Consider the following 20,820-nt stretch of genomic DNA (forward strand, 5'->3'; position numbering starts at 1 on the left):
GGGTGTCCTCCCTGTCGTGTTCCTTGCTGTCCGACTTCCGGCTTCCGTGTGCCGCCGCACCGCTCAGCGGGCCGTGAACCCGCCGTCCACTGTCAGGGTCGTCCCCGTCACCTGCCGGGCGTCGTCCGACAGCAGGTAGACCACGGCCGCCGCCACGTCCTCCGGCTCGATCAGCGCATTCATCGGCTGCGCCGCGACGAACGTCTCCTCGTGCTCACTCACCGGCACCTCGAGGGCCCGCGCGATCTCGGCGAGCATCCGGCCCTCGGCGGTCGGGTCGTCGCGGACCGAGCCGGGGCAGACGGCGTTGACCCGCACCTTCCTGGGCGCGTAGTCGAGCGCCGCCGCCTTGGTGAGCCCGATCAGGCCGTGCTTGGCGGCGACGTATCCGGCGAAGTGCCGGTATCCCACCAGGCCCGCCGTGGAGGCGATGTTGACGATGCTGCCGGCCCGGCGGGCGCTCATCGCCTTGCCGACCGTACGGATCATCCGCCACGCCCCGGAGAGGTCGACGTCGATCATCAGCGCCCACTCGTCCTCGCCGATCTCGTGCACGGGCCTGCCCGAGGGCGCCGCGATCCCCGCGTTGTTGACCACACCGTCGAGCGGGCCGAACCGGTCCTCGGCAAGCGCGACCGCCTCCTCGACGGACGCCAGGTCGCGCACGTCGCAGCGGGCCGTGAGCACCCCGGCACCGGCCTTGCGGCACAGCGCCGCGGTGTGCTCCAACTGGCCGGCGGTGCCCAGCGGATACGGAACTCCCGGCAGGTCGTCGCAGAGGTCGAGCAGCGCGACGTCGGCGCCCTCGGCCGCGCACGCCACCGCCGTGGCGCGGCCCAGGCCGCGGGACGCCCCGGTGACGACGACGGTCTTCCCTTTCAAGCGCATGGCTCGCTCCCCCCGCGGCTCGGTGTCCGGTTCACCTGGCGTCGAGGTCGGCGGAGACGACGTCGAGCAGGTCCCCCGCGGACTCGGTCAGGTACATATGGCCGCCGGGCAGTTCGACGGAGCGGAAGCCGGCGCCCGCGACCTTCGCCCAGGCCGCCGCCTCGTCGCGGCTGACGAGTTCGTCGTGGCTGCCACGCAGCACGGTGAGCGGCGCGGGCAGCGGCAGGTCGGCAGCGGGCGTGTAGTTCTCGTGCATCTCCACGTCGGCACGCAGCGTCGGCAGGATCAGCTCACGCATCTCCGGGTCGTCGAGCGCCTCGTGCGTGTAGCCGGCGAACTCGTGGACGCGGGCGAGGAACGCGTCGTCGGGCAGGCCTGTGGCGCGCCGGGTCCGCTGTTCGGCCGGGTGCGGGGAGCTGCTGACGAAGAGGCGGGCGAGTTCGGTGCCGCACGGCTCGGCGGCCAGACGGTGGGCGAGCTCGTAGGCGAGGACGGCCCCCAGGCTGTGGCCGAACAGGGCGATTCTGCGCGGCAGTCCGGGGTCGGCGGCGAGCGCGGCGCGCAGGTCGCCGAGCAGGCCCTCGGTCGCCGTGCGGGCGTCGGTGTACGGCTCCTCGTCGATACGGCGCTCGCGACCGGGAAGCTGGAGCGGCAGGATCGCCAGACGCTCACCCGCGACGCGCTGCCACGGGCGGAAGAAGGAGGCGCCCGCGCCGGCGAAGGGCAGGCAGACCAGGGTCGTGGCGGTGGTGCTCGTCGTCATCTCAGTGCGCCTCTCCCGTGCCGTCGGTTCTCGTCATCTCAGTGCGCTTGTTCCGCGTCGGCGGCGAGCCGGGCCGTGTACCGCACCGGCAGCCTCTTCAGGCCCCGGCTGGTGGAGTTGTCGAAGACCCACTCCAACCGGTCGTGGGGGACGGCGAGTTCGAGCCCGGACAGCCGGCGCAGCAGTGTCGGGAAGGCGACCGAGCCCTCGACGCGCGAGAGCGGGGCGCCGACGCAGAAGTGCGCGCCATGGCCGAAGGCGAAGTGGCGGTTGGCGGTGCGGGTGATGTCGAGGCGGTCGGGATCCTCGAAAGCCTGCGGGTCGCGGTTGGCCGAGTCCATGAGTATGTGGACGAAGCCTTCGCGCGGTATGGGGCAGCCGCCCAGTTCCATGTCCTCGGTGGCCACGCGCAGGGTGCCGCGGTAGACGGGCGGCTCGAAGCGGAGGAACTCCTCGACCGCCGGCTCCGCCAGCTCCGGCTCGGACCGCAGGAGTTCCAGCTGGTCCGGGAACCGGAACAGGGCCTGCATGCCGTTGCCGATGAGGTTCGCGGTGGTCTTGTGGCCGGCGATGATCAGCAGGACGAGGGTCGAGACGAGTTCGTCGTTGGTGAAGACGTCCTCCTCGTCGGCGGCCCGCAGCAGGATGGAGACCAGGTCGTCGCCGAGTCCTTCGGCCCGGCGCCGGTCGAGCAGCCCGATGAGGTACTGCTCGATGCTGTCGCTGGCCACCTTCAGCTTGCGGTTCGACTCCTCGTCCGCGAAGGGCGCACCGCTCAGCCAGTAGCCCCAGGCGTGCAGGTCCGGGCGGTCCTCGATGGGGACGCCGAGGAACTCGCAGATGACCCGCATCGGCAGGGTGAAGGCGAACTCCATCAGGTCGACCTCGCCCGACTCGGGCAGCGCGTCGATGAGTTCGTCGGTGATCTCCTGAATGCGGGGACGCAGCAGGGCCATCCGGCGCGGTACGAAGGCCCGGCTGACCAGACGGCGCAGCCGGGTGTGCTCGGGCGCGTCCGCGGTGATCATGTTGCGGATCAGGACCGGGCTGCTGTCCTTGAGGAGGTCGCGGAACCAGGCGGGCGCGTTGTCGACGGACTTGGACAGCCGCGGGTCGGAGAACCCCTTGAGCGCGGTCTCGTAGTCGGCGACCACGTAGGCGTCCCCACCCGGGGGGTAGTTGATGGGGTGCACGGGGCAACCGGTCGCCCGCAGCCCGGCGTTGGCGGCGTGGGTGGCGCCGGGCGCCGGGTCGGGGTCGGTGAAGAACTCCGGCGGCAACCGGTCGCCGCCGCCCGTCGCGGCGGCCAGGGCCGTGACGGCCGGGTCGCCGTCGTGTGCCGGGGCACCCCGGCCGTCGGGCTGCGCCGGGACGGCAGCCCGGGCGGTCGCGGGGGCGGAGGTGGGCCGTGAGGTGTCGGCGGGCATCACGTCTCCTTGGAGGTCGGGTCCCCGGACGGGTCCGCCGTGGTGACGGCGTACGCCTCCGGCGGGGCGAGCTTGCGGATGCGAGGGCTGAGCGTGGGCAGGGCGGCGAGGCCCGAGACGATGCCCATGGCCGTGAACACCCAGGTGGGTCCGGCCAGATCGAAGATGGTGCCGACGCCGAACACACCGAGCGGGGCGGCGACCATCGACATGAACATCACGGCACCGAGCACCCGGCCCTGCGTCTTGTCCGGTGCCATGGCCGCCAGATAGGCGAGGAACAGGGCGCTGGTGATCGGCCCGCGCAGGAAGACGCAGGCGACGATGATGCCGAGCGGGACGAGGCCGGAGACGGTGGCGAGCAGCACGGCGGCGACGGGCCCGATCCAGGCGGCGCACAGGAACACCACCGGCGGCGGCACACGCTTGATGATCGGGCTCGCGAAGAGCGAGCCGACCACGCCGCCGATGCCGGCGATCGACAGGAGCAGGCCGGTGAAGGTGGCCGAGGCGCCCCGGCTCTCGGCGGTGGCGATCAGCGCCAGGAAGACACCGGTGTGGGTGAACGCCATGTTCGAGCCCATGATCCAGATGATCAGCAGCCGCAGTACGGGCTGCCGGGCCAGGAAGCGGAAGCCCTCGGCGGCGTTGCGCTTCTCCCCGGGCGCCGCGTTCTCCACCTTCAGCGGCTTGCGGATGAACAGCAACAGCACGGACGAGACAAGGAACGAGACGGCCGCGGTCAGGAACGGGAAGGCACGCGCGACGGCGAACAGCGAACCGCCCGCGGGAGGTCCGCCCATGGTGGCCGCGAAGTAGCGGACCTGGTTCTGCGCGGTGGCCTGCGTCAGCTGCGAGGGCGGCACCAACTGCTTGATGACGGCGAGGCCGGTCGGGTTGGAGATGCCGAGGCAGGCCGCCGAGCCGATGGCGACGCCGAAGATGACGGCGGGGTGGGTGTGCCCCGTGGAGACGAGCAGCGCCAGCAGGCCGAGGAGGACGACGCGCACCATGTTGCAGGCGATGAGCAGCAGCCGCCGGTCGAGCCGGTCGGCGAGGGTGCCGCCCGGGATCGACATCAGACTGGCGGTGACCAGCTGCGCGGACCCGACGGCGCCCGCGTAGAGCGCGGAGCCGTTCGTGGCGAGGATCAGCAGCGGGTACGCGACCTCTGCGGTCTCCTTGGCCAGCGCGGCGAACGCCTCACTGGTCCACAGTGCCTGGAAGTCGGCGTTGCGCAGCAGGGGTTTGGGCTCCCGCGGCTGCTCCTGGGCCTGCGCCGGGAGCGCCGTCGCGGGGACGCTGTCGGTGATCGCGTCGTCCGCCGGAGCCGCACCCGGTCCCTTCTCCAGGTCGATGTCAGCCGGTTTGTCAGCCATGGTCACTCCATTCCTTGCCGGGCTTCGCTGACGTCGTCCCTGGGGTGCGGCGCTTCCCCCGCGTCCAGCACGGCGAGGAGCCTGAGCGCCAGCGGGCCCGCGTGCGGCGGGACGAGCATCGACCAGTGGTCGCCGGGCACCGGCTCGATGCGCAGCCCGCCCCAGTACAGGCCGGCCAGGCGATCGCGCAGCCGGTCCGTGCCGTCCGGCCCGCCGGCCCGCGCCGGTTCACCGGAGGCCTGGAACAGCACCGCGCGACAGGGCAGCGGCCGCGGCCGGTAGCGCAACAGCCCCGCCTGGCGGGCCGCGAACCGCCGGCGCTGGGCCGGGTCCCGGCGCAGCCGCCGGGCGAGCGGGCCGACGCCGAGGGCCGCCTCGGCCTGGGCGCGCAGGCCCGCGCGGAGGAACTCCGGGGCGAAGCCCACGGGCAGGCCGCCGGTGTCGGGCACGAATCCGTCCAGGCACACGAGCAGGTCGACGTGCTCGCCGCGCCGGATCAGCAGCCGGGCCAGCTCATGGGCGACGACGGCACCGTAGGACCAGCCGCCGATCGTGTACGGGCCTTCGGGCTGCGCCCGCAGCAGGGCCGCGAGGTGTGCCGCGGCGACGGCACCGACCGTGCGCGGTGTGCCCCGCGGGTCGTCGGTGTCCTCCAGCCCCAGCACCGGTCTGCCGCCGGCGGCCGCCAGTTCGTCGGCGAGTTCCCGGTAGGGCAGCGCGTTGCCGACGGCGTCGCTGACGAGAAACAGCGGCCGCTGCCCCGGCCGTCCCTCGGCGAGGACGGCCACGCCGGGAACAGGGCCGCCGCCGGACGTGGTCGCCGGCCCCCCGCCGGATGCCGGCAACCGGCTCGTGACGGCCGCCACCAGGTCACCAAAGGCGGGGTGGCGTGAGAAGTCGGTGACGGACAGCGCGCACCCGGTGTGCTCTCTGACCGCGGACATGAGGGTGACGGCCATGAGGGACTCGCCGCCCAGGGCGAAGAAGTCGTCGTCGTCGCGCGCGGCGCTCACCCCGAGGGTGCGGCACCAGAGCTTCTCGAGCACGGCCCGGACGCCGTCCGGGCCGGGGACGGACCGGGGCGCGGCCGGCGCCGGTGCGGGCGGCCGCGGCTCCCGTTCGCCGCGCGGGTCCTCGCCCAGGAACCGGTAGCCGGGCAGCGAGACGCGCACCGCCCCGGGTCCGGCGGGTTCCAGTACGTCGTCGATCGCGCGGTCGCCGCCCAGCTCCCACGGGGTGCAGAGCGCCGACAGCAGGGCGTCGGCGGCGGGTTCCCCGGGGCGCCCGGTCAGCCGCACAGCAGTGAACGCGGTGTCCCAGCCGGGGCTGCGGCGCAGTCCGCCGAGCATCGAACTGCCCGGGCCGAGTTCGACGTACGTCGTGCAGCCCGAGGCGAGCAGCGTCTCCATGGCCCGGGCCAGCAGCACGGGGCTGCGCAACTGGGTGGCCCAGTAGTCGGGGCGGGCCACCTGTGCCGGATCGGCCCAGTCGCCGGTGGCGTTGGAGACGAGTGGCAGCCGGGGCGTGCGGGCGGGCACCGACGACAGGGACGCACGCACCGCCTCGGCTGCCGGTTCCATGGCCTTCGAGTGGAAGGCTCGCCGGGTGTGCACCGGCGTGACGGGCAGGCCCGCGAGCGTATCGGCCGCGAGCAGGTCGGCGACGGCGGCCTCTGGCCCGGACAGGACGACGGAGCCCGCGCCCTCGACCGCGACGGTGACCTCGCCGTCCACGGGGAGCCTGGTGGCGATCTCGCCGGCGTCGGCGGTGACGCTCACCATGCGGCCGGGTTCGGTGTCCCACATGGCGCGGGCCCGGCGGCACACCAGGCCGGCCGCGTCCTGCGGCGACCAGACCCCGGCGAGGGCGGCGGCCGTGTATTCGCCGACGCTGTTGCCGAGCAGGGCGGCGGGCCGTACGCCCCACTGCTGGAGCTGGCTGCCGAAGGCGTATCCGAGGGCGAACAGGGCGAGTTGCTGGTGCACGGTGTCGGCGAACCACTCCTGCGGCGTGCCGTCCCCCTCCGCGACGACGGGCGTCAGATCGATGCCGTGAGCGTCGAGCACGGTCTTGTGTATCGCGTCGAACGCCGTCCGGAATCCGGGGAGCAGGCGATGGGCCGCCGCGCCCGCGGCGTGCCGCAGGGTGCCCTGGCCCGGGAGGACGAATGCGACCTTGCCGATCCTGCGCGGCTTGGCGGCGGCGTCCCGGGCGCCCTCCCGCTCGGCGACCCCGCGCAGCAGCCGGGCCGCCTGCCGGGTGTCGCGCGCCACGACGGCTGCCCGGTGCCGGTGCGCGCGCCGCCCGGCGAGGGTGCGGGAGACCTCGGCGACGGACGGCGCGGCCGGATCCGGCTCGAGCCGGTCGGCGAGCGCCCCGGCCATCCGGCCGAGGGCGTGGGGCGCGGCCGCGGACACCAGCAGCGGCCGTGGCCCGCCCCGGTCCGGGAGCGGGGCGCGGCGGGGCGCGGACCGAAGGACCACATGGGCGTTGGTGCCGCCCACGCCGAAGGAGCTGACGGCGGCGACCCAGGCCCCGTCGTCCCGGCGGGGCGTCCACGGCTCGCACCGCTCGACGATCCGGAACGGCGAACTGTCCAGTTCCAGAAGCGGGTTGGGGCTGGTGAAGTGCGCGGTGGGCACGAGCCGGCCGTGCTCCAGCATCAGCGCGGTCTTGATCAGCCCGGCGACTCCGGAGGCCACACCGGTGTGACCGATGTTCCCCTTCGCGGCGCCGAGCGCGCACCGCTCGCGGCTCGCCGCCGCGCCCCCGAAGACATCGGCGAGGGCCTGCACCTCGACCGGGTCGCCGAGCCGGGTCGCGGTGCCGTGCGCCTCGACGTAGTCGATGTCCGCCGGGTCCACTCCCGCGATGCGCTGCGCGGCGCGGATCACCTCGCTCTGCCCGGTCAGGGACGGCGCGGTGTACGCCATTTTGTCGGAGCCGTCGTTGTTGACGGCGGTACCGGTGATCACCGCGGCGATCCGGTCGCCGTCGCGCACCGCGTCCGCGAGCCGCTTCAGCACCACCACGGCGACACCCTCGCTGGGCACCGTGCCCGCCGCCTCCTCGTCGAAGGGCCGGCAGCGGCCGTCGGGCGAGAGGATGCCGCCCGGCTCGTACAGATAGCCCCACTCCCCGTCGGGCATGACGGTGACGCCTCCGGCGAGGGCCGCGTCGCACTCGCCGCCGACGAGGGCGCGTACGGCGAGATGGGTGGCGGTCAGCGAGGTGGAGCAGGCCGTCTGGACGGTGAGCGCGGGGCCGCGCAGCCCGAGCTTGTAGGCGGCGCGGGTGGCGAGGAAGTCCTTCTCCCGCCCGATGTAGCGGGCGAGTTCACCCAGGTCGGGGTCGGTGTGCTCGCCCACCCGGTCGGCACCCGCGTACACCCCGATCCGGCCTTTGAAGCGGGTCGGGTCGAGGCCCGCGTCGTCGAAGGCGGTGACCGCGCACTCCAGGAACACGCGCTGCTGCGGGTCCGTCGCCGCCGCCTCGGCCCGGCTGTAGGAGAAGTACGCCCGGTCGAACCGGCGGGAGCCTGCGATGACACCCATGGCGGGGACGAAGTTGTCCCGGCGGACGTAGGAGGGGTCGGCGCCCCGGGCGATCAGCCGTTCGGGGTCGAAGCGGCTGATGCCGTCCGCGCCGGCCGTCAGCGCCGCCCAGTACTGGTCCACGTCGTCGGCCCCGGGCAGCCGGCAGGCCATGCCCACGACCGCCACGGCGCCGTCCCCGTACTCGCCTGCACTCGGCACGGTCATACCCCCAGGTCGACGTAGAGGTGGTCGAGGCCCACGTACGAGAGGTTGGGGCCCCACACCGCGGCCTCGGGTGCGAGCCGGGCGGCCGGGAAACGTGCGGCGAAGCGGCGCAGCAGCACGGCCGCCTCCAGCCGGGCGAGCGGTGCGCCGACGCAGTAGTGCGGCCCGAACCCGAAGACCAGATGCTGCTCGGACGCGCCGCCCTCGGCGGTGCCTGCCGCTTCGCCGGTGACCGGGCAGGCCGCGGCCGGTGCGCCGCCGTCGGCGAGCAGGCCCTCACCGGTGAGGCTGACGAGGACGAGGTCCCCCTCCTTCATGTGCTCTCCGGCGAGCTCCTGGTCGTGGGCGACGACGCGGCCCAAGTGCCGTAGCGGCGGGCGGCGTTGCAGCACCCGCTCCACGAACGCCTCCGCGACGCCGGGCCGCTGCTCGCGCACGGCGTCCCACACCCGCGGCTCGCCCAGGACGTCCAGGACTGTTGCCGCGAGCAGCGACGACGTGGTCTCCAGGCCGCCGAAGAGGTTCATCGCCCAGGTCGCCGTCGTGCGCGCCCGGTCCTCGGGGGTCTCCTGCGGGAAGGCCTTCGGGGCGGTGGCCCGGGACAGGGCCTCGGTCATCTCCACCATCGTGCGGTGGGCCGCCTCGGCGTAGTCCCGGCGGTACATCGCACCGATGAACAGCGAGAGGGTGCGCGCCCAGCGGTGCAGCACCCCGGGCGGTTCGGCGACTCCGACGACGTGCGCCATCACCTTGCCGGAGAGCCCGTCGGCGACGGCCGACACGACGTCGTGCGGCACGGCCCCGGCCAGCGCGTCGAGGCACTCGTCGGTGAACTCCTCGACGCGGGACGCGAGAGAGCGTGCGTACGAGGCCGACATCACCCGCTGCACCGGGCGGCGCAGCGCCGTGTGCTCGGGGGCGTCGGCCTGCACGAACCACAACCGCAGGAACTCGGTGAGCTCGCGGTACTCCTCGCGCGCGGCGCCGGTCATGTACAGCTGGAAGGAGCGCTCGAAGGTCCCGGATGTGAAGCCGGGGTGGTTGAGGACCTGCCGGGCGAGCCGCGGATCCGCGACGACCCAGCATTCGAGGCCCTCGTCCCACGCGAGCGGGGGCGTACCGTTCACGCGCCGCCGGCCTCCTTCTCGACGAGCGCCCGCAGACCGGCCGGGGTCGGGGAGAGCAGGAAGTCGCGCAGCCGCACGCTCACACCGAGGCGCTCCTTCACCTTGCGCATGAGGCGCACCGCGCCGAGGGAGTTGCCGCCCACCATGAAGAAATCGGTGTCGGCGTCGATCACGGCCCCCGGCTCGGCTTCCTCGGTGAGCTCGGCGAACAGCTCGATGATGCGGGCGGTCGTGGCCGCGTCCTCGGTCTCCGCGGCCCGGGTCGCCTGCCCCGCGGGTACGGCGCGGGCGGCAAGGGCACGCCGGTCGACCTTGCCGTTGGCGGTGACCGGGATGCGGTCCACGATCGTCCACAGGGTGGGGACCATGTAGGCGGGCAGCCTCTGCTGGAGCAGGGCACGCAGGTCCGTGGCGGCGAGGGCGGCGCCCGCGGCCGGAACCACCGCGGCGACCAGCCGTTTGTCGGCGCTGTCCCCGTCGGTGACCTGTACGACGGCGTCCTGGACGGCGGGGTGCTCGGTCAGCACATCGCTGATGGCGCTGAGTTCGACCCGGTAGCCGCGCAGTTTGACCTGGTCGTCGACGCGCCCGAGGAAGCGGAGCCTGCCGCGGGAGTCGATGCGCACGATGTCGCCGGTGCGGTAGAGCCGCTCGGGCACGTCGGGCGAGAACTCCCCGAAGGAGCGCGCCGTCTCGTCCGCGTCCCCGAGGTATCCGTCGGCGAGGCCCGCTCCCGCCGCGTACAGCTCGCCGATCGCGCCGGGCGGCAGCAGCCTGCGCCGCCCGTCCAGGACGTAGACCCGGGTGCCGGGCACGGGCCGGCCGATGGGCAGCGGGCCGTCGACCTCGTCGGGCGAGGAGACCGAGTGCGTGGTGGTGAAGGTGGTGTTCTCGGTGGGGCCGTAGCCGTTGGTGACGACGATGCCGGGGTGGCGGGCCAGCACCCTGGCGGTGTGTTCGTGCGGCACCACGTCGCCGCCGGTCAGCAACTGCCTCAGGCCGCCGAGCGAGTCGGGCGCGAACTCCTCCACGAGCCGGAACAGGCCCGCGGTGAGCCAGGCCACGGTGATCTCGCGCTCGCGCAGGAAGGCGCCGAGTTCGGTGGGCGAGGCAAGGCCCGCCGGATGCACCTCCAGGGTCGTCCCGGTGAGCAGGGCGCCCCACACTTCGAGGGTCGAGGCGTCGAACGCCAGGGGGGACAGGCGCAGCATCCGCTCGCCCGGGCCCAGGCGCACGAACCCCGCCTCGTGCACAAGACGGATCACGGCGCGGTGGGGCACGGCGACGCCCTTGGGCTCGCCGGTGGAACCGGAGGTGAAGGCGACGTAGGCGAGCCGGGCGGGGTCCTCGGGCGCGAGCTCCTCACCGTCGGCGTCCGTCGGCCGCCAGCTGGGCTCCCATACCGCGACCGGCTCGGTGCCCAGCGCGCGGAAACGGCGCGCGGCGTCCCCGGCGACCGGTCCGACGAGCGCGGCGGACGGCCGGGCGCGGGCCACGATCCTCGCCAGATGGGCGTCCGTGGCGCTCTGCTCCACGCCCACGTAAGCGGCGCCGGACCACAGCACTCCCAGGACGGCGACGGCCTCGGCGACCGAACGCTCGACACCGACCAGCACCCGGTCGCCGGGACGGACCCCGGCGGCGCGCAGCAGCCGCGCTTGTTCGCGTGCGGCACCCGCCAGTTCGGCGTACGTGAGCCGGGCGGACCCGTCGCGTACGGCGACGGCGTCCGGAGTGCGGGCGGCGGCCGCGCGGAAGAGCGCGTCGAGGGAGGTGCCGGGGAACTCCCGGCGGGTGTCGTTGAGTTCGGCGAGCCGGGCGTGGGCGTCGGCGGACATGCAGCGCACGTCCTCCAGGCGCTCGGCGGCACCGGTGGCCAGTTCCCCGGCGCCGGCCACGAAGTCGGCGACGAAGGCCCGGGTCTCGGCCTCGGTCCAGACGCCGGTGGCGTATTCGACGTGGCCCGCGTAGGCCGGGTCGGAGTGCCCGATGAGCATCGTCAGGTCGAACTGCGAGCCGCCCCCGTGGCCCTCCTCGACCCGTAGCCGCGCGGTACCCGCGTCGAGGGACTGCGGCACCAACTGGTCGTGCATGCCGAAGCAGACCTGGACCAGCGGGTGGCAGCCGAGGCTGCGTTCGTCCCCGAGCCGGGAGACCAGTTCCTCGAAGGGCAGGTCTCCCGCGTCGATGCTCTGTGCGAGCGAGGAGTGCACGGAGAGCAGATAGGCGGCAGGGCTCAGCTCGTCGTCGATGTCGACGCGGACCGGGACGAGATTGCCCGCGACGGCGATCAGCCGCTCCAGGTCGCTGCTCCCGCGCCCGAGCAGCGGCACACCGACGAGCAGGCTGCGGGCCCCGGTACGGCGGCCGACGGCCAGGGCGAAGGCGCCGAGCAGGAAGGCGTACGGGGTGATGCCGAGCACGCGGGCCCGCTCGGTGACGGCGGCGGTCACGGCGGGCCCGAGGTCCAGTGCGGTGCGCTCGCCCTCGGCGTCCTGGACGGCGGGGCGCTGCCGGTCCGCGGGCAGTTCCAGGGCCGTGGGCGCGCCGTCGAGGTGGCTCTTCCAGAACGCGGCCTGGGCGTCCCACACGCCACGTGCCCGCAGGGCTTCCTGACGCTCGCTCAGCACCCTTACCGGGACGGCGGGTCCGGCCTCCGGCTCGAGGCCGGTGCCGGTGCCGGTGAGCGCGGCGTGCCGTGCGAACAGCTCACGTAACAGCAGCCCGACCGCCCAGCCGTCGAGCACCATGTGGTGCGCGGACAGGACGACGGCATCGCGGCCCGCCGGGTGCGAGAAGTACAGCAGCCGCCAGGCGGGCGCGGCCGACAGGTCGAAGGGACGGCGCCCCTGTTCGGCGCCCTCACGGCGGACGAACGCGTCGAAGCCCTCGACGGGCCCCTCGTGCACGATCTCCGTCAGCTGCGGTGCGTGGGAGGGCAGTACCTCCCGTACGACGTCGTCCTCGCCGTCGCCCGGGCTCTCCCGGAAGACCGTGCGCAGCCCCTCGTGGCGGGCGGCGGTCTCGGCGAGCGCCTTGGCGAGGGCGCCGCGGTCGATGCGACCGCCGTCCTCGGCGTGGCAGGTGAAGACGAGGTTGTACGGGGATCCACCGGCCACGCGTTCGATGAGCCACATACCGCGCTGGGCCGGCGAGAGGGCCGTGTCCCCGCGGGGGCCCACCTCGGCGGTGACCTCGGTCGTCTCCTCGGCCCGCGCCCCGGCGAGGACCTCGGCGAGCGGCCGGCCGCCGAGCAGCTCCTTCACGGCGATGCGCAGGCCGAGCCGCTCCTGGACCTGGGCGGCCAGACGCATGGCCCGCAGCGAGTCGCCGCCGAGGGAGAGGAACGTCTCCGTGGCGAAGCTCGCCGGGTCCGCCCCGCCGAGGACGGCGGCGGCCAGCGCTTCGCGGGTCGGCGCCATCAGACGGCCTCGGCGGGGCTCGCGAGGAGATCGGCCTGGCCGCTGACGGTGGCGGAGCGGAACAGGTCGATGGTGCGCAGGGTCCGCCCGGAGGTCTGGCTGAGGCGCTCCACCAGGACCACGAGAAGCAGCGAGTCGCCGCCGGCCTCGAAGAAGCTGACGTCGTCGTCGATGTCGTCGGCGGCGTCGATGCCGAGGATCTCCCGCCAGATGGACCGTACGAGTTCGAGCCGCTCCTCGGAGTCGTCCAGGTTGATCGTCTCGACGGGCTGTTCGAGCACGGGTTCCTCCGGTGAGGTGGCAAGGTCCGCGGCGCTGCGCCGCAGATCTGTCAGGAAGGCGGACACGGCGGAGCGATCGGTGACGTCCGTCGGGTGGTCGAGGGACAGCTCCAGTTGCCGGCCGTCGACGTCGTCGGCGATCCGGACGAACACCGCGAGGTCGTACTTGACGTAGAGGGGGTCGAGCGGGCGCAGCCGGCCGGTGACGCCGGGGGCGAGCACGGGAGTGTGCGGGGCGTCGTCGAGATTGAGCAGGACCGGGGTCAGGGGCGGCCAGAGCCGGGTCCGGTCGGGGTTGAGTTCGGCGGCGAGCGCGTCCAGCGGCACATCGGCGTCCATGAACGCCTCCATGCTCGCGACCCGGGCGGCGCGCAGCAGTTCCCGCCAGCCGGTGTCCGGTTCCAGGGAGATACGCAGCACCACGGTGGTGATGAACATGCCGATGACGTCGGCGGCGTCCGGATGGTCGCGGCCCGGCCAGGCGAAGGCGATCAGGAAGTCCCGCTGTCCGCTGCCGCGGGCCAGCGTGCCGGCGAGCAGGGCGACGCCGAGCATGAAGGTGGTGCACCCCTCCTCGGAGGCGACCGCCAGGGCCTTCGCGGTGTGCTCGGCATCCAGGCGGGTGGTGACGGTGGCGCCGAGCCGGGCGGCCTCCAGGTCGTCTCCGGCGCCGCGCTCGAAGGGAAGGCGTACGTCGACGGGTGCGCCGCGCAGCCGCTCGACGACCTCGGCGACCTGGGCGGCCACCTCCTCGGGCGAGCGGTCGGCGACGACCGAGGCGGGGTGCGGGGGATCGCTCAGCTGCGGCCGGGTGCCGGCGAGCCGGGCCCGGTAGACGGCGAAGGTCTCCTCCAGGAGCATCGTGCGCGACAGGCCGTCGACCACGATGTGGTGCGAGACGAGGACCAGCAGGGTGCGCCGGGCGTCGAGTCGGACGACCACGGCCCGCGCGGGCGCGTCGGCACCCAGGTCGAACGGGGTGCTGCACAGCTGCCGCACGAACGCGTCGACCTCCGGGGCGCCGAGCCCCTCGGCCTCGGCGTCGCGCAGCACCGCCTCGCCCGGTTCACCGTGGGTGCTGTACTCGACGCGACGGAGCCTGGTGTTGAACCGGAAGCGGGTCCGGAGCGACGGATGCCGGGCGATGGTCAGCCGGGCGGCCTCGACGAGCTGCCCGTGGTCCACCTCACCGGTGAACTCGACGACGGTCGGGACGAGTTGGGTGGGTCTCTGCAGTTCGTCGCGATCGAGGACCCACAGACCCTGCTGCATCCGAGTGGCTGGGTACCAAAGGAACTCTTCCGGCACGTGTAACGACGAATCGGACAACAAGTGAGATTCCCCCGAAACTCATACAGCAATGGAACCGCTTACTGGAAGCGCAAATACAGTCGACGACACACGGAACACAACGACCCCCGCGCGGCATGTTTTCACCGCAAGGCGCAGAAGGGGGTGTGAATCTAAGCAGGGCAGCACCGACGTCCAATGGCTGAATGACCCTAGGCAGCGCCCGATGAACATGTCAAGGGCGGTCGGACTCGGCGGAATTCAACGCCCCCGGACCTGCCGATCAACCGTTATGCATTGCTTTTCGGCCACCTGGCTCAAAGCAATTCCGACACGCGGAACATGTCCAATTCATTGCACGCTCGGGTGACCCGAGAGTACATGGTCAAATCATTGAGCTTTGACCGACACCGATCGTGTACGTTGTCTCGCGGCGTCCCCGCCCCCGCTGGCTTCCACCGCACCAGGAGGAGGGGCTCCGCGCCCGGACGAAAGGACAACCGCCTTGAAAGTCCATGACGCCGCCATATCCAACGCCGCGATTTCCGGATGCCCCGTGCACCCTGGTGCGACGGCCGATCTCGTCGTCCCCTGGCTGTACAGCGGCGGCGACGCACACGCCGTATGGCGCTGGATGCGCGCACAGGAGACCCTCACGCGCCAGGAGGTGGACGCGGAGCGCGGCTTCTGGAACATCGTGGGGTTCGACGACGCCGAACGCGTCCTGCGCGACACCGAGACCTTCACCTCGGAGCGCGGCACCATGCTCGACCTCCTCGGCACGGACGACCCGGCCGGCGGCAAGCAGCTCGCCGTCACCGACCCGCCGCGCCACACCGAGATGCAGACGCGCCTGAAGAAAGCACTTGCGGTCAAGGCCGTCGAGCGCCAGAAGGACATGATCAGACCGCTGGTCGTCGACCTGATCGCACCGCTCGGCGACGGCGGCACCTTCGACTTCGCCGAGGCGATGCTGGCGATGCCGATGTCCGTGACCGGCACCATGATGGGGCTGCCCAAGGCGGACTGGCCCTGGCTGAGCCTTCTGACGACCATCTGCATCGCCGCGGACGACCCGGAGTACCAGGACCCCGGCGGCAAGGCGGCCACCCTGGCGCGGGCCCACCGGGACCTGTTCGCGTACTTCCAGGACCTGATGCGCTTCCGCCGCCACAACCTCGGCGACGACCTGCTGAGCGTGCTGATCTCCACCGAGTTCGAGGGCCGCCACATGGACCCCGGTGAGATCGTGGCCAACTGCTACAGCCTGCTGCTCGGCGCGAACGTCACCACCCCGCACTCCCCCAACTACGTGATGGCGGAGTTCATCGACAAGGGCGTGCTCCAGGACTGGGCCGCGCACCCGGACGTCACCACCTCGGCCACCGAGGAGGCGCTGCGCTGGGCCTCGCCCGTCAACCACTTCCTGCGCTACGCCACCCGCGACGTGGAGGTCAGGAACACCAAGGTCGGCGCGGGCGACGCGGTGGTCGTCTGGCTCGGTTCGGCCAACCGCGACGAGGCCGTGTTCCCCGACGCGCAGACCTTCGACATCCGCCGCAAGCCCAACAAGCACGTGGCCTTCGGCATCGGCCCGCACTACTGCATCGGGCACAGTGTGGCCCGTGTCACCTTACGCATCCTCTTCGAGGAACTGCTCACCCGCTTCGAGGACTTCCAGCCGGCTGGCAAGCCGGAACGCCTCGCCTCGAACTTCGTCTCCGGCTGGAAGCACGTGCCCATCACCGCCCGGCCGCGCCGCGGCGCCGGCAAGGCCGGGTGACGCGACGATGGCCGTGACCGCGCCGTCCACCCCGTGGCTGCGCCGCTTCCACACCTCCGAACCCGGCGCGATGCGGTTGTTCTGCTTCCCGCACGCCGGTGGCAACGCCTCGTTCTTCCACCCGTTCTCGGCGCGGCTCGCACCGCGGGCCGAGGTGCTGGTCGTGCAGTATCCGGGACGTCAGGAGCGGTTCGACGAGCCCTGCATCGAGGACCTGCACGTCCTGGCCGACACCGTGGCCGCGGAGCTCACCACGTGGGCCGGCGAGCCGTTCGCCCTGTTCGGACACAGCATGGGAGCCACGCTGGCGTTCGAGGTGGGCAGCCGGCTGCACGCCGCCGGGGCCCGTCCGAGCACCCTGTTCGTGTCCGGGCGGCGCGCCCCCTCGGTGCCCGCGCCCGGCTCGGTGCACCGGGCGAGCGACGACGAGCTGATCGCCGACATGAAGCTCCTGGGCGGCACGGACACGCGGATGCTGGACAACCCCGAGCTGCTCGCGGCGATCCTGCCCGCGATACGCAGCGACTACGTCGCCACGGAGACGTACCGCTACCGGGGGGCACCCCGGCTCGACTGCCCCGTCACCGCGTTCATCGGGGATGCCGATCCCCGCGTGGACGCCCCCATGGCCCGGGCCTGGGCCACCCACACGACGGAAGAGTTCCAGCTGCGTGTATTCGGCGGGGGTCACTTCTTTCTCGTACCGCATCTCGCTTCCGTCGTGGAGAGTGTCGCAACGGTTCTCGACACGACAGGCGACCCTCAAGCATTCACCCGGAGTTAATGATTCCGGCCTCCGCCATGAACGTCCGAAGCCCTGAAGAGGATTCTCCATGAAATACCGCGTCATCGGTAGCGACCCGGCAACCCGCCGCGAGGTGAGCGTCCTGAGCCTCGGCTCGATGCTCTTCGGGACGGTGACCGACGAAGCGACGTCTTTGGCCATTCTCGATCGTTTCGTCGAGGCGGGCGGAACCTTCATCGACACGTCAAACAACTATGCGTTCTGGGTCAACGGAACGCAGGGCGGGGAAAGCGAGGAACTGCTCGGCCGCTGGATCCGCAGCCGGGGCATCGGCGACGAGATCACCATCGCCACCAAACTCGGCGCCCGCCCGAACGCACCGGCGACCGGTTTCAGCCTCGACGTCGAGGGACTTTCGGCCAAAACCATTCGGGAATCCGCCGAGCGCAGCAGGGAGCGCCTCGGTGTCGAGCGCATCCACCTCCTGTACGCGCACATCATGGACGAGAAGACCCCCCTCGAGGAGACCGTCACCGGCTTCGCCGAGGTCGTGGCCGACGGCGTCGCGGGCCTGCTCGGCGCGAGCAACCACTGGGCCTGGCGGGTGGAGGCCGCCCGCGGCATCGCCAAGGCCGCCGGGCTGCCCGGCTACGAGGTCCTCCAGCATCACCACAGCTACCTGCGCCAGCGCACCGACATCCCGAGCCTGCGCTCGCCCGACGGCAACCAGGGCCTGGTCAGCGCGGACCTGCTCAGCTACGTACGGGCCAACCCGTCCCTCACCCAGGTCGCCTACTCCCCGCTGCTGTCCGGGGCGTATGTGCGCGACGACAAGCCGCTGGGCCCGGGCTTCGAGCACGCGGCCACACCCGCCCGCCTCCAGGTCGTACGCGAGGTGGCCGACGAGACCGGTGCGAGCGTGAACCAGGTCGTCCTGTCCTGGCTGATGGGCGGCGACATCCCGATCCTGCCGCTGGTCGGTGCGTCCTCGGTCGAGCAGCTCGACGACAGCCTGGCCGCCGTCGACCTCACGCTGACCTCCGAGCAGCGCGCCAAGCTCGACGGCGTGAACTGAGCCCGTCCGCCGGCGGGCACCCCGGACGCGGAGGTGGCCGCCGGCGTCGCGTTCTGCGTGCCGGGAAGCCCCGGCTCCGGGCACGGGCGGGGAGGGCCGCCGCTCAGGGCACGTTCCGCCCCGATTGACGGCCGCCGTCAACCGATGCCCGCGTTGCCGGTGGTCCGGTGCACCATGTGGTCATGAGCGTGGACATCGACATCACCGGGCTGCGGCCGGAGAGGGTCTCCGTCGTGCCCTCGCCTCTGGCCGAGCTCAGCATGGCGCTGCACGCGCTGTCCGAGCCGGGACACCACCCGGGCCTGCAGGGCTGGGTGACGAGCATCACCGCCGGACTCGACCCCCATCTGGCGGACCGGATGTGCGACGCCGACTTCCTGTGGCGGTCGACGTTCTCGGACCTCTTCCTCCCCTACGCGGGCGTCCCTGGCGGCGCGACGCTGCCCGGCGCGACGCTCGCCGAGGACCTCGACATTCTGGACAAGCTCAGCGACGAGCAGTTCGTGGACGCGGCCCTGGAGTTCACCTGCGCCGTCTGCTACAGCACGCGCGGGCCGAGCGTGCTCTCGGACACCGAGGTGCGCCGGCGCGCCCTGGAGCTGGCCGCCGCGCGCGGGCCCCGGCAGCTGCGGTTCAGCGAGCGGCTGCTGGCCGACCCGCCGCGGATCCGGGCCTGGCTGCGGCAGTTCCTGGAGGACTGCGACGCCGCGTTCTTCGCGGACACCTGGTCCCGGCTGCGCCACCAGCTCGCGGCGGACGCCCGCCACAAGACGGACCTCCTGCGGCGCAAGGGTCTTGCCGAGGCCCTCGCATCGGTGTCGCCCGTGGTGACGCTCGACGAGGAGGCGGCCCGGATCACCGTCGACAAACTCGGTGACGGCCGCACCGCCACGGTGGGCGGAGGACTGCTGCTCGTCCCGACCAGCCTGGGCCGGCCGCATCTGATGGTGCTGCACCGGTACGGCTGGCAGCCGGTGCTGCACTATCCGGTGAGCTCTCCGGAACCGGCGGCTCCGCCTTCGCTGGAGCAGCTGACGCTGCGGATGGCGGCCCTGTCCCACCCGGTGCGGATGCGCATGTGCCGCAGCCTGGCCCGCAGCGCCTTCACCACCGGGGAGCTGGCCCAGGTCCACGGGATGACGGCACCGGAGATATCCCGGCATCTGAGCGTCCTGAAGAAGGCGGGCCTGCTCGCCACCCGGCGCCGCGGCCGGTACGTCCTGCACCAGCTGGACGTGACGGCGGTGGCCCGGCTGGGCAGCGACTTCCTGGAGGGCATCCTCCGGTAGACGTGGCACCAGTGGGACCCACCGGTCCCTGGGCGGTCACGGATCCGTGGACGGCCACCGGCCGATCGGACTCCCGTGGGCGATGGGCCCTCGCGGCTCCCGGCTCCCGGCTCCGATCGGCCCCTCGTCCGCGACGGGCTCCCGTCCGCGACCGGACCTCGCCGGCACCCGGCTCCTGGCCGCAACGGCCTCCCGTCCCTCGGTGCACCGGCCCTGGTAGTCGGCCCCTGTCAGTCGAACCGGATGTGCTTCAGCCCCACCTTCGCCTGCCGCAGCCGGGTCCGTAGGGCGCCGCCCGTGTTGGGTGTGAGGGTCAGTCCGACGAGCACCGCGATCCGGTCCGCCGTCTTGGGCACCGTGGAGTGGTCCGTCCACAGGTGTTCGGCGAACTCGGGCTCGCGCAGCCGCTCCAGACAGTGGTCGAGCTGCTGGACGGCCCAGCTCTCACTGCGCAGCGGGGCGTCCTTGCCGCCGACGTACTGCATGAGGTGGCCGAGACCGCGCTCCCGCAGCCTGCGCAGTACGGTCTCGCGGTCGGCGAGCAGCGCGAAGTGCCGTACGTCATGGCCCAGTTCGCGCAGTCGGCCGATCATCTGCGCGAAGTAGTCGGGATCCGTGACGGTCATGGGGACGATGACATCGCCGTCGTGCTTGCTCAGCGTCAGGTCGAGGACCTCCACCACGCCCTGCCGCCAGGACGCCAAATCCTGGAAGTCCCCACGCAGATCGGGCGGCAGCATACGGCGCAGCCCGAAGCCGGCGTGTTCCGGATCGCAGATGACGCTGCCGGGCAGGCGACGCTGTATCTCGTGTGCGGTCTGTGTCTTGCCGCCCCCGAAGGGGCCGTTGATCCACAGGAGCATGCGCCGACCCTAGTGGGTGACCTTCACCTCCGGGGAACGCGGTGGCTCAACCGTGTCCGCCCGCCCGTACGAGACCGGTCTCGTAGGCGAGGACGACCACCTGTACGCGGTCCCGGAGGCCCAGTTTCGTCAGGATGCGGCCGACGTGGGTCTTCACGGTCGCCTCGGAGAGCACCAGTCGCGCCGCGATCTCGCCGTTCGAGAGCCCCTGGGCGACCAGCACCATGACCTCGCGCTCGCGGTCGGTGAGCCGTTCGAGCTCCTTGTGCCGTGGTTCCGTCGTGGCGCCCGGCAGCATCGGCGCGAACCGGTCCAGGAGCCGGCGGGTGGTGGACGGCGCGACCACGGCGTCGCCGCTGTGCACGGAGCGGATGGCGGCGAGCAGTTCACCGGGCGGTACGTCCTTGAGCATGAAGCCGGAGGCGCCCGCCTTCAGCCCGGAGAACGCGTACTCGTCGAGGTCAAAGGTGGTCAGGATCAGCACCTTCGGCGGGTTGGGCTCGGAGCAGATGCGGCGGGTGGTCTCCACCCCGTCCAGCTTCGGCATACGGACGTCCATGAGGACCACGTCCACCTCGGTGGAGCGCAGCACCTGAAGGGCCTCGACGCCGTCGCCCGCCTCCGCGACGACCTCCATGTCCGGCTGGGCGGCGAGCACCATCCGGAACCCGGTGCGCAGCAGCACCTGGTCGTCGACGAGCATCACTCGGATCGGCATGGGGGTCCT

At 72.5% G+C, this 20,820-nt stretch carries 14 protein-coding genes; 4 read left to right on the forward strand and 10 right to left on the reverse strand.

All coding sequences use genetic code 11. From position 1 onward, the window contains the following. Positions 1-63: 63 nt before the first annotated feature. From ACQEXA_RS25675 to ACQEXA_RS25710, 8 genes are read right to left on the reverse strand one after another with little or no spacing between them, the layout of a single operon-like run. A complete protein-coding gene (locus ACQEXA_RS25675) occupies positions 64-888 on the reverse strand; it encodes an SDR family oxidoreductase (protein WP_432930966.1) in 825 nt (274 codons plus the stop codon). 31 nt (positions 889-919) lie between these two features. Further along, the gene (locus ACQEXA_RS25680) at positions 920-1,651 is read right to left on the reverse strand and encodes a thioesterase II family protein (protein WP_432930964.1); all 732 of its coding nucleotides are present in this window, start codon (positions 1,649-1,651) and stop codon (positions 920-922) included. A gap of 38 nt (positions 1,652-1,689) precedes the next feature. Continuing rightward, the gene (locus ACQEXA_RS25685; protein WP_433131129.1) at positions 1,690-3,078 is read right to left on the reverse strand and encodes a cytochrome P450; all 1,389 of its coding nucleotides are present in this window, start codon (positions 3,076-3,078) and stop codon (positions 1,690-1,692) included. Continuing rightward, complete coding sequence (locus tag ACQEXA_RS25690; RefSeq protein WP_432930960.1) at positions 3,078-4,457, reverse strand: MFS transporter; 1,380 nt, start codon at positions 4,455-4,457, stop codon at positions 3,078-3,080. The genes ACQEXA_RS25685 and ACQEXA_RS25690 overlap by 1 nt, the downstream gene beginning before the upstream one ends. 2 nt (positions 4,458-4,459) lie before the next feature. Beyond that, positions 4,460-8,218, reverse strand: a complete 3,759-nt coding sequence (locus tag ACQEXA_RS25695; RefSeq protein ID WP_433131131.1) for a type I polyketide synthase — start codon at positions 8,216-8,218, stop codon at positions 4,460-4,462. After that, positions 8,215-9,345 carry a cytochrome P450 gene (locus ACQEXA_RS25700; protein WP_432930956.1) on the reverse strand — a complete coding sequence of 377 codons (1,131 nt, stop codon included), beginning with the start codon at positions 9,343-9,345 and terminating at the stop codon, positions 8,215-8,217. Before ACQEXA_RS25700 ends, ACQEXA_RS25695 begins: the two co-directional genes overlap by 4 nt. Further along, the gene (locus tag ACQEXA_RS25705; RefSeq protein WP_432930954.1) at positions 9,342-12,767 is read right to left on the reverse strand and encodes an amino acid adenylation domain-containing protein; all 3,426 of its coding nucleotides are present in this window, start codon (positions 12,765-12,767) and stop codon (positions 9,342-9,344) included. The genes ACQEXA_RS25700 and ACQEXA_RS25705 overlap by 4 nt, the downstream gene beginning before the upstream one ends. After that, positions 12,767-14,356, reverse strand: a complete 1,590-nt coding sequence (locus ACQEXA_RS25710) for a condensation domain-containing protein (RefSeq protein ID WP_433131133.1) — start codon at positions 14,354-14,356, stop codon at positions 12,767-12,769. The genes ACQEXA_RS25705 and ACQEXA_RS25710 overlap by 1 nt, the downstream gene beginning before the upstream one ends. Positions 14,357-14,843: 487 nt before the next feature. On the opposite strand from ACQEXA_RS25710, the gene ACQEXA_RS25715 reads away from it, so the two are divergent. The 4 genes from ACQEXA_RS25715 (at position 14,844) to ACQEXA_RS25730 (ending at position 19,230) form a co-directional block, all read left to right on the forward strand. After that, on the forward strand, positions 14,844-16,121 hold the full coding sequence (locus tag ACQEXA_RS25715) for a cytochrome P450 (RefSeq protein ID WP_433131135.1): 1,278 nt from the start codon (positions 14,844-14,846) through the stop codon (positions 16,119-16,121). Between the two features lie 7 nt (positions 16,122-16,128). Beyond that, on the forward strand, positions 16,129-16,905 hold the full coding sequence (locus tag ACQEXA_RS25720) for a thioesterase II family protein (RefSeq protein ID WP_433131137.1): 777 nt from the start codon (positions 16,129-16,131) through the stop codon (positions 16,903-16,905). A gap of 49 nt (positions 16,906-16,954) precedes the next feature. After that, the gene (locus ACQEXA_RS25725; protein WP_432930946.1) at positions 16,955-17,941 is read left to right on the forward strand and encodes an aldo/keto reductase; all 987 of its coding nucleotides are present in this window, start codon (positions 16,955-16,957) and stop codon (positions 17,939-17,941) included. A 182-nt stretch (positions 17,942-18,123) separates the two neighbouring features. Continuing rightward, positions 18,124-19,230, forward strand: a complete 1,107-nt coding sequence (locus tag ACQEXA_RS25730; RefSeq protein ID WP_432930944.1) for a DUF5937 family protein — start codon at positions 18,124-18,126, stop codon at positions 19,228-19,230. 230 nt (positions 19,231-19,460) lie between these two features. On the opposite strand, the gene ACQEXA_RS25735 is transcribed toward ACQEXA_RS25730, so the two are convergent. Together ACQEXA_RS25735 and ACQEXA_RS25740 are read right to left on the reverse strand one after the other, a co-directional pair. Then, complete coding sequence (locus tag ACQEXA_RS25735; protein ID WP_433131139.1) at positions 19,461-20,093, reverse strand: AAA family ATPase; 633 nt, start codon at positions 20,091-20,093, stop codon at positions 19,461-19,463. Between the two features lie 46 nt (positions 20,094-20,139). Beyond that, a complete protein-coding gene (locus ACQEXA_RS25740; RefSeq protein WP_359394753.1) occupies positions 20,140-20,811 on the reverse strand; it encodes a response regulator transcription factor in 672 nt (223 codons plus the stop codon). Positions 20,812-20,820 lie beyond the last annotated feature (9 nt).

It is taken from the genome of Streptomyces sp. CA-106110, from assembly GCF_050936285.1.
Taxonomy (GTDB): domain Bacteria; phylum Actinomycetota; class Actinomycetes; order Streptomycetales; family Streptomycetaceae; genus Streptomyces.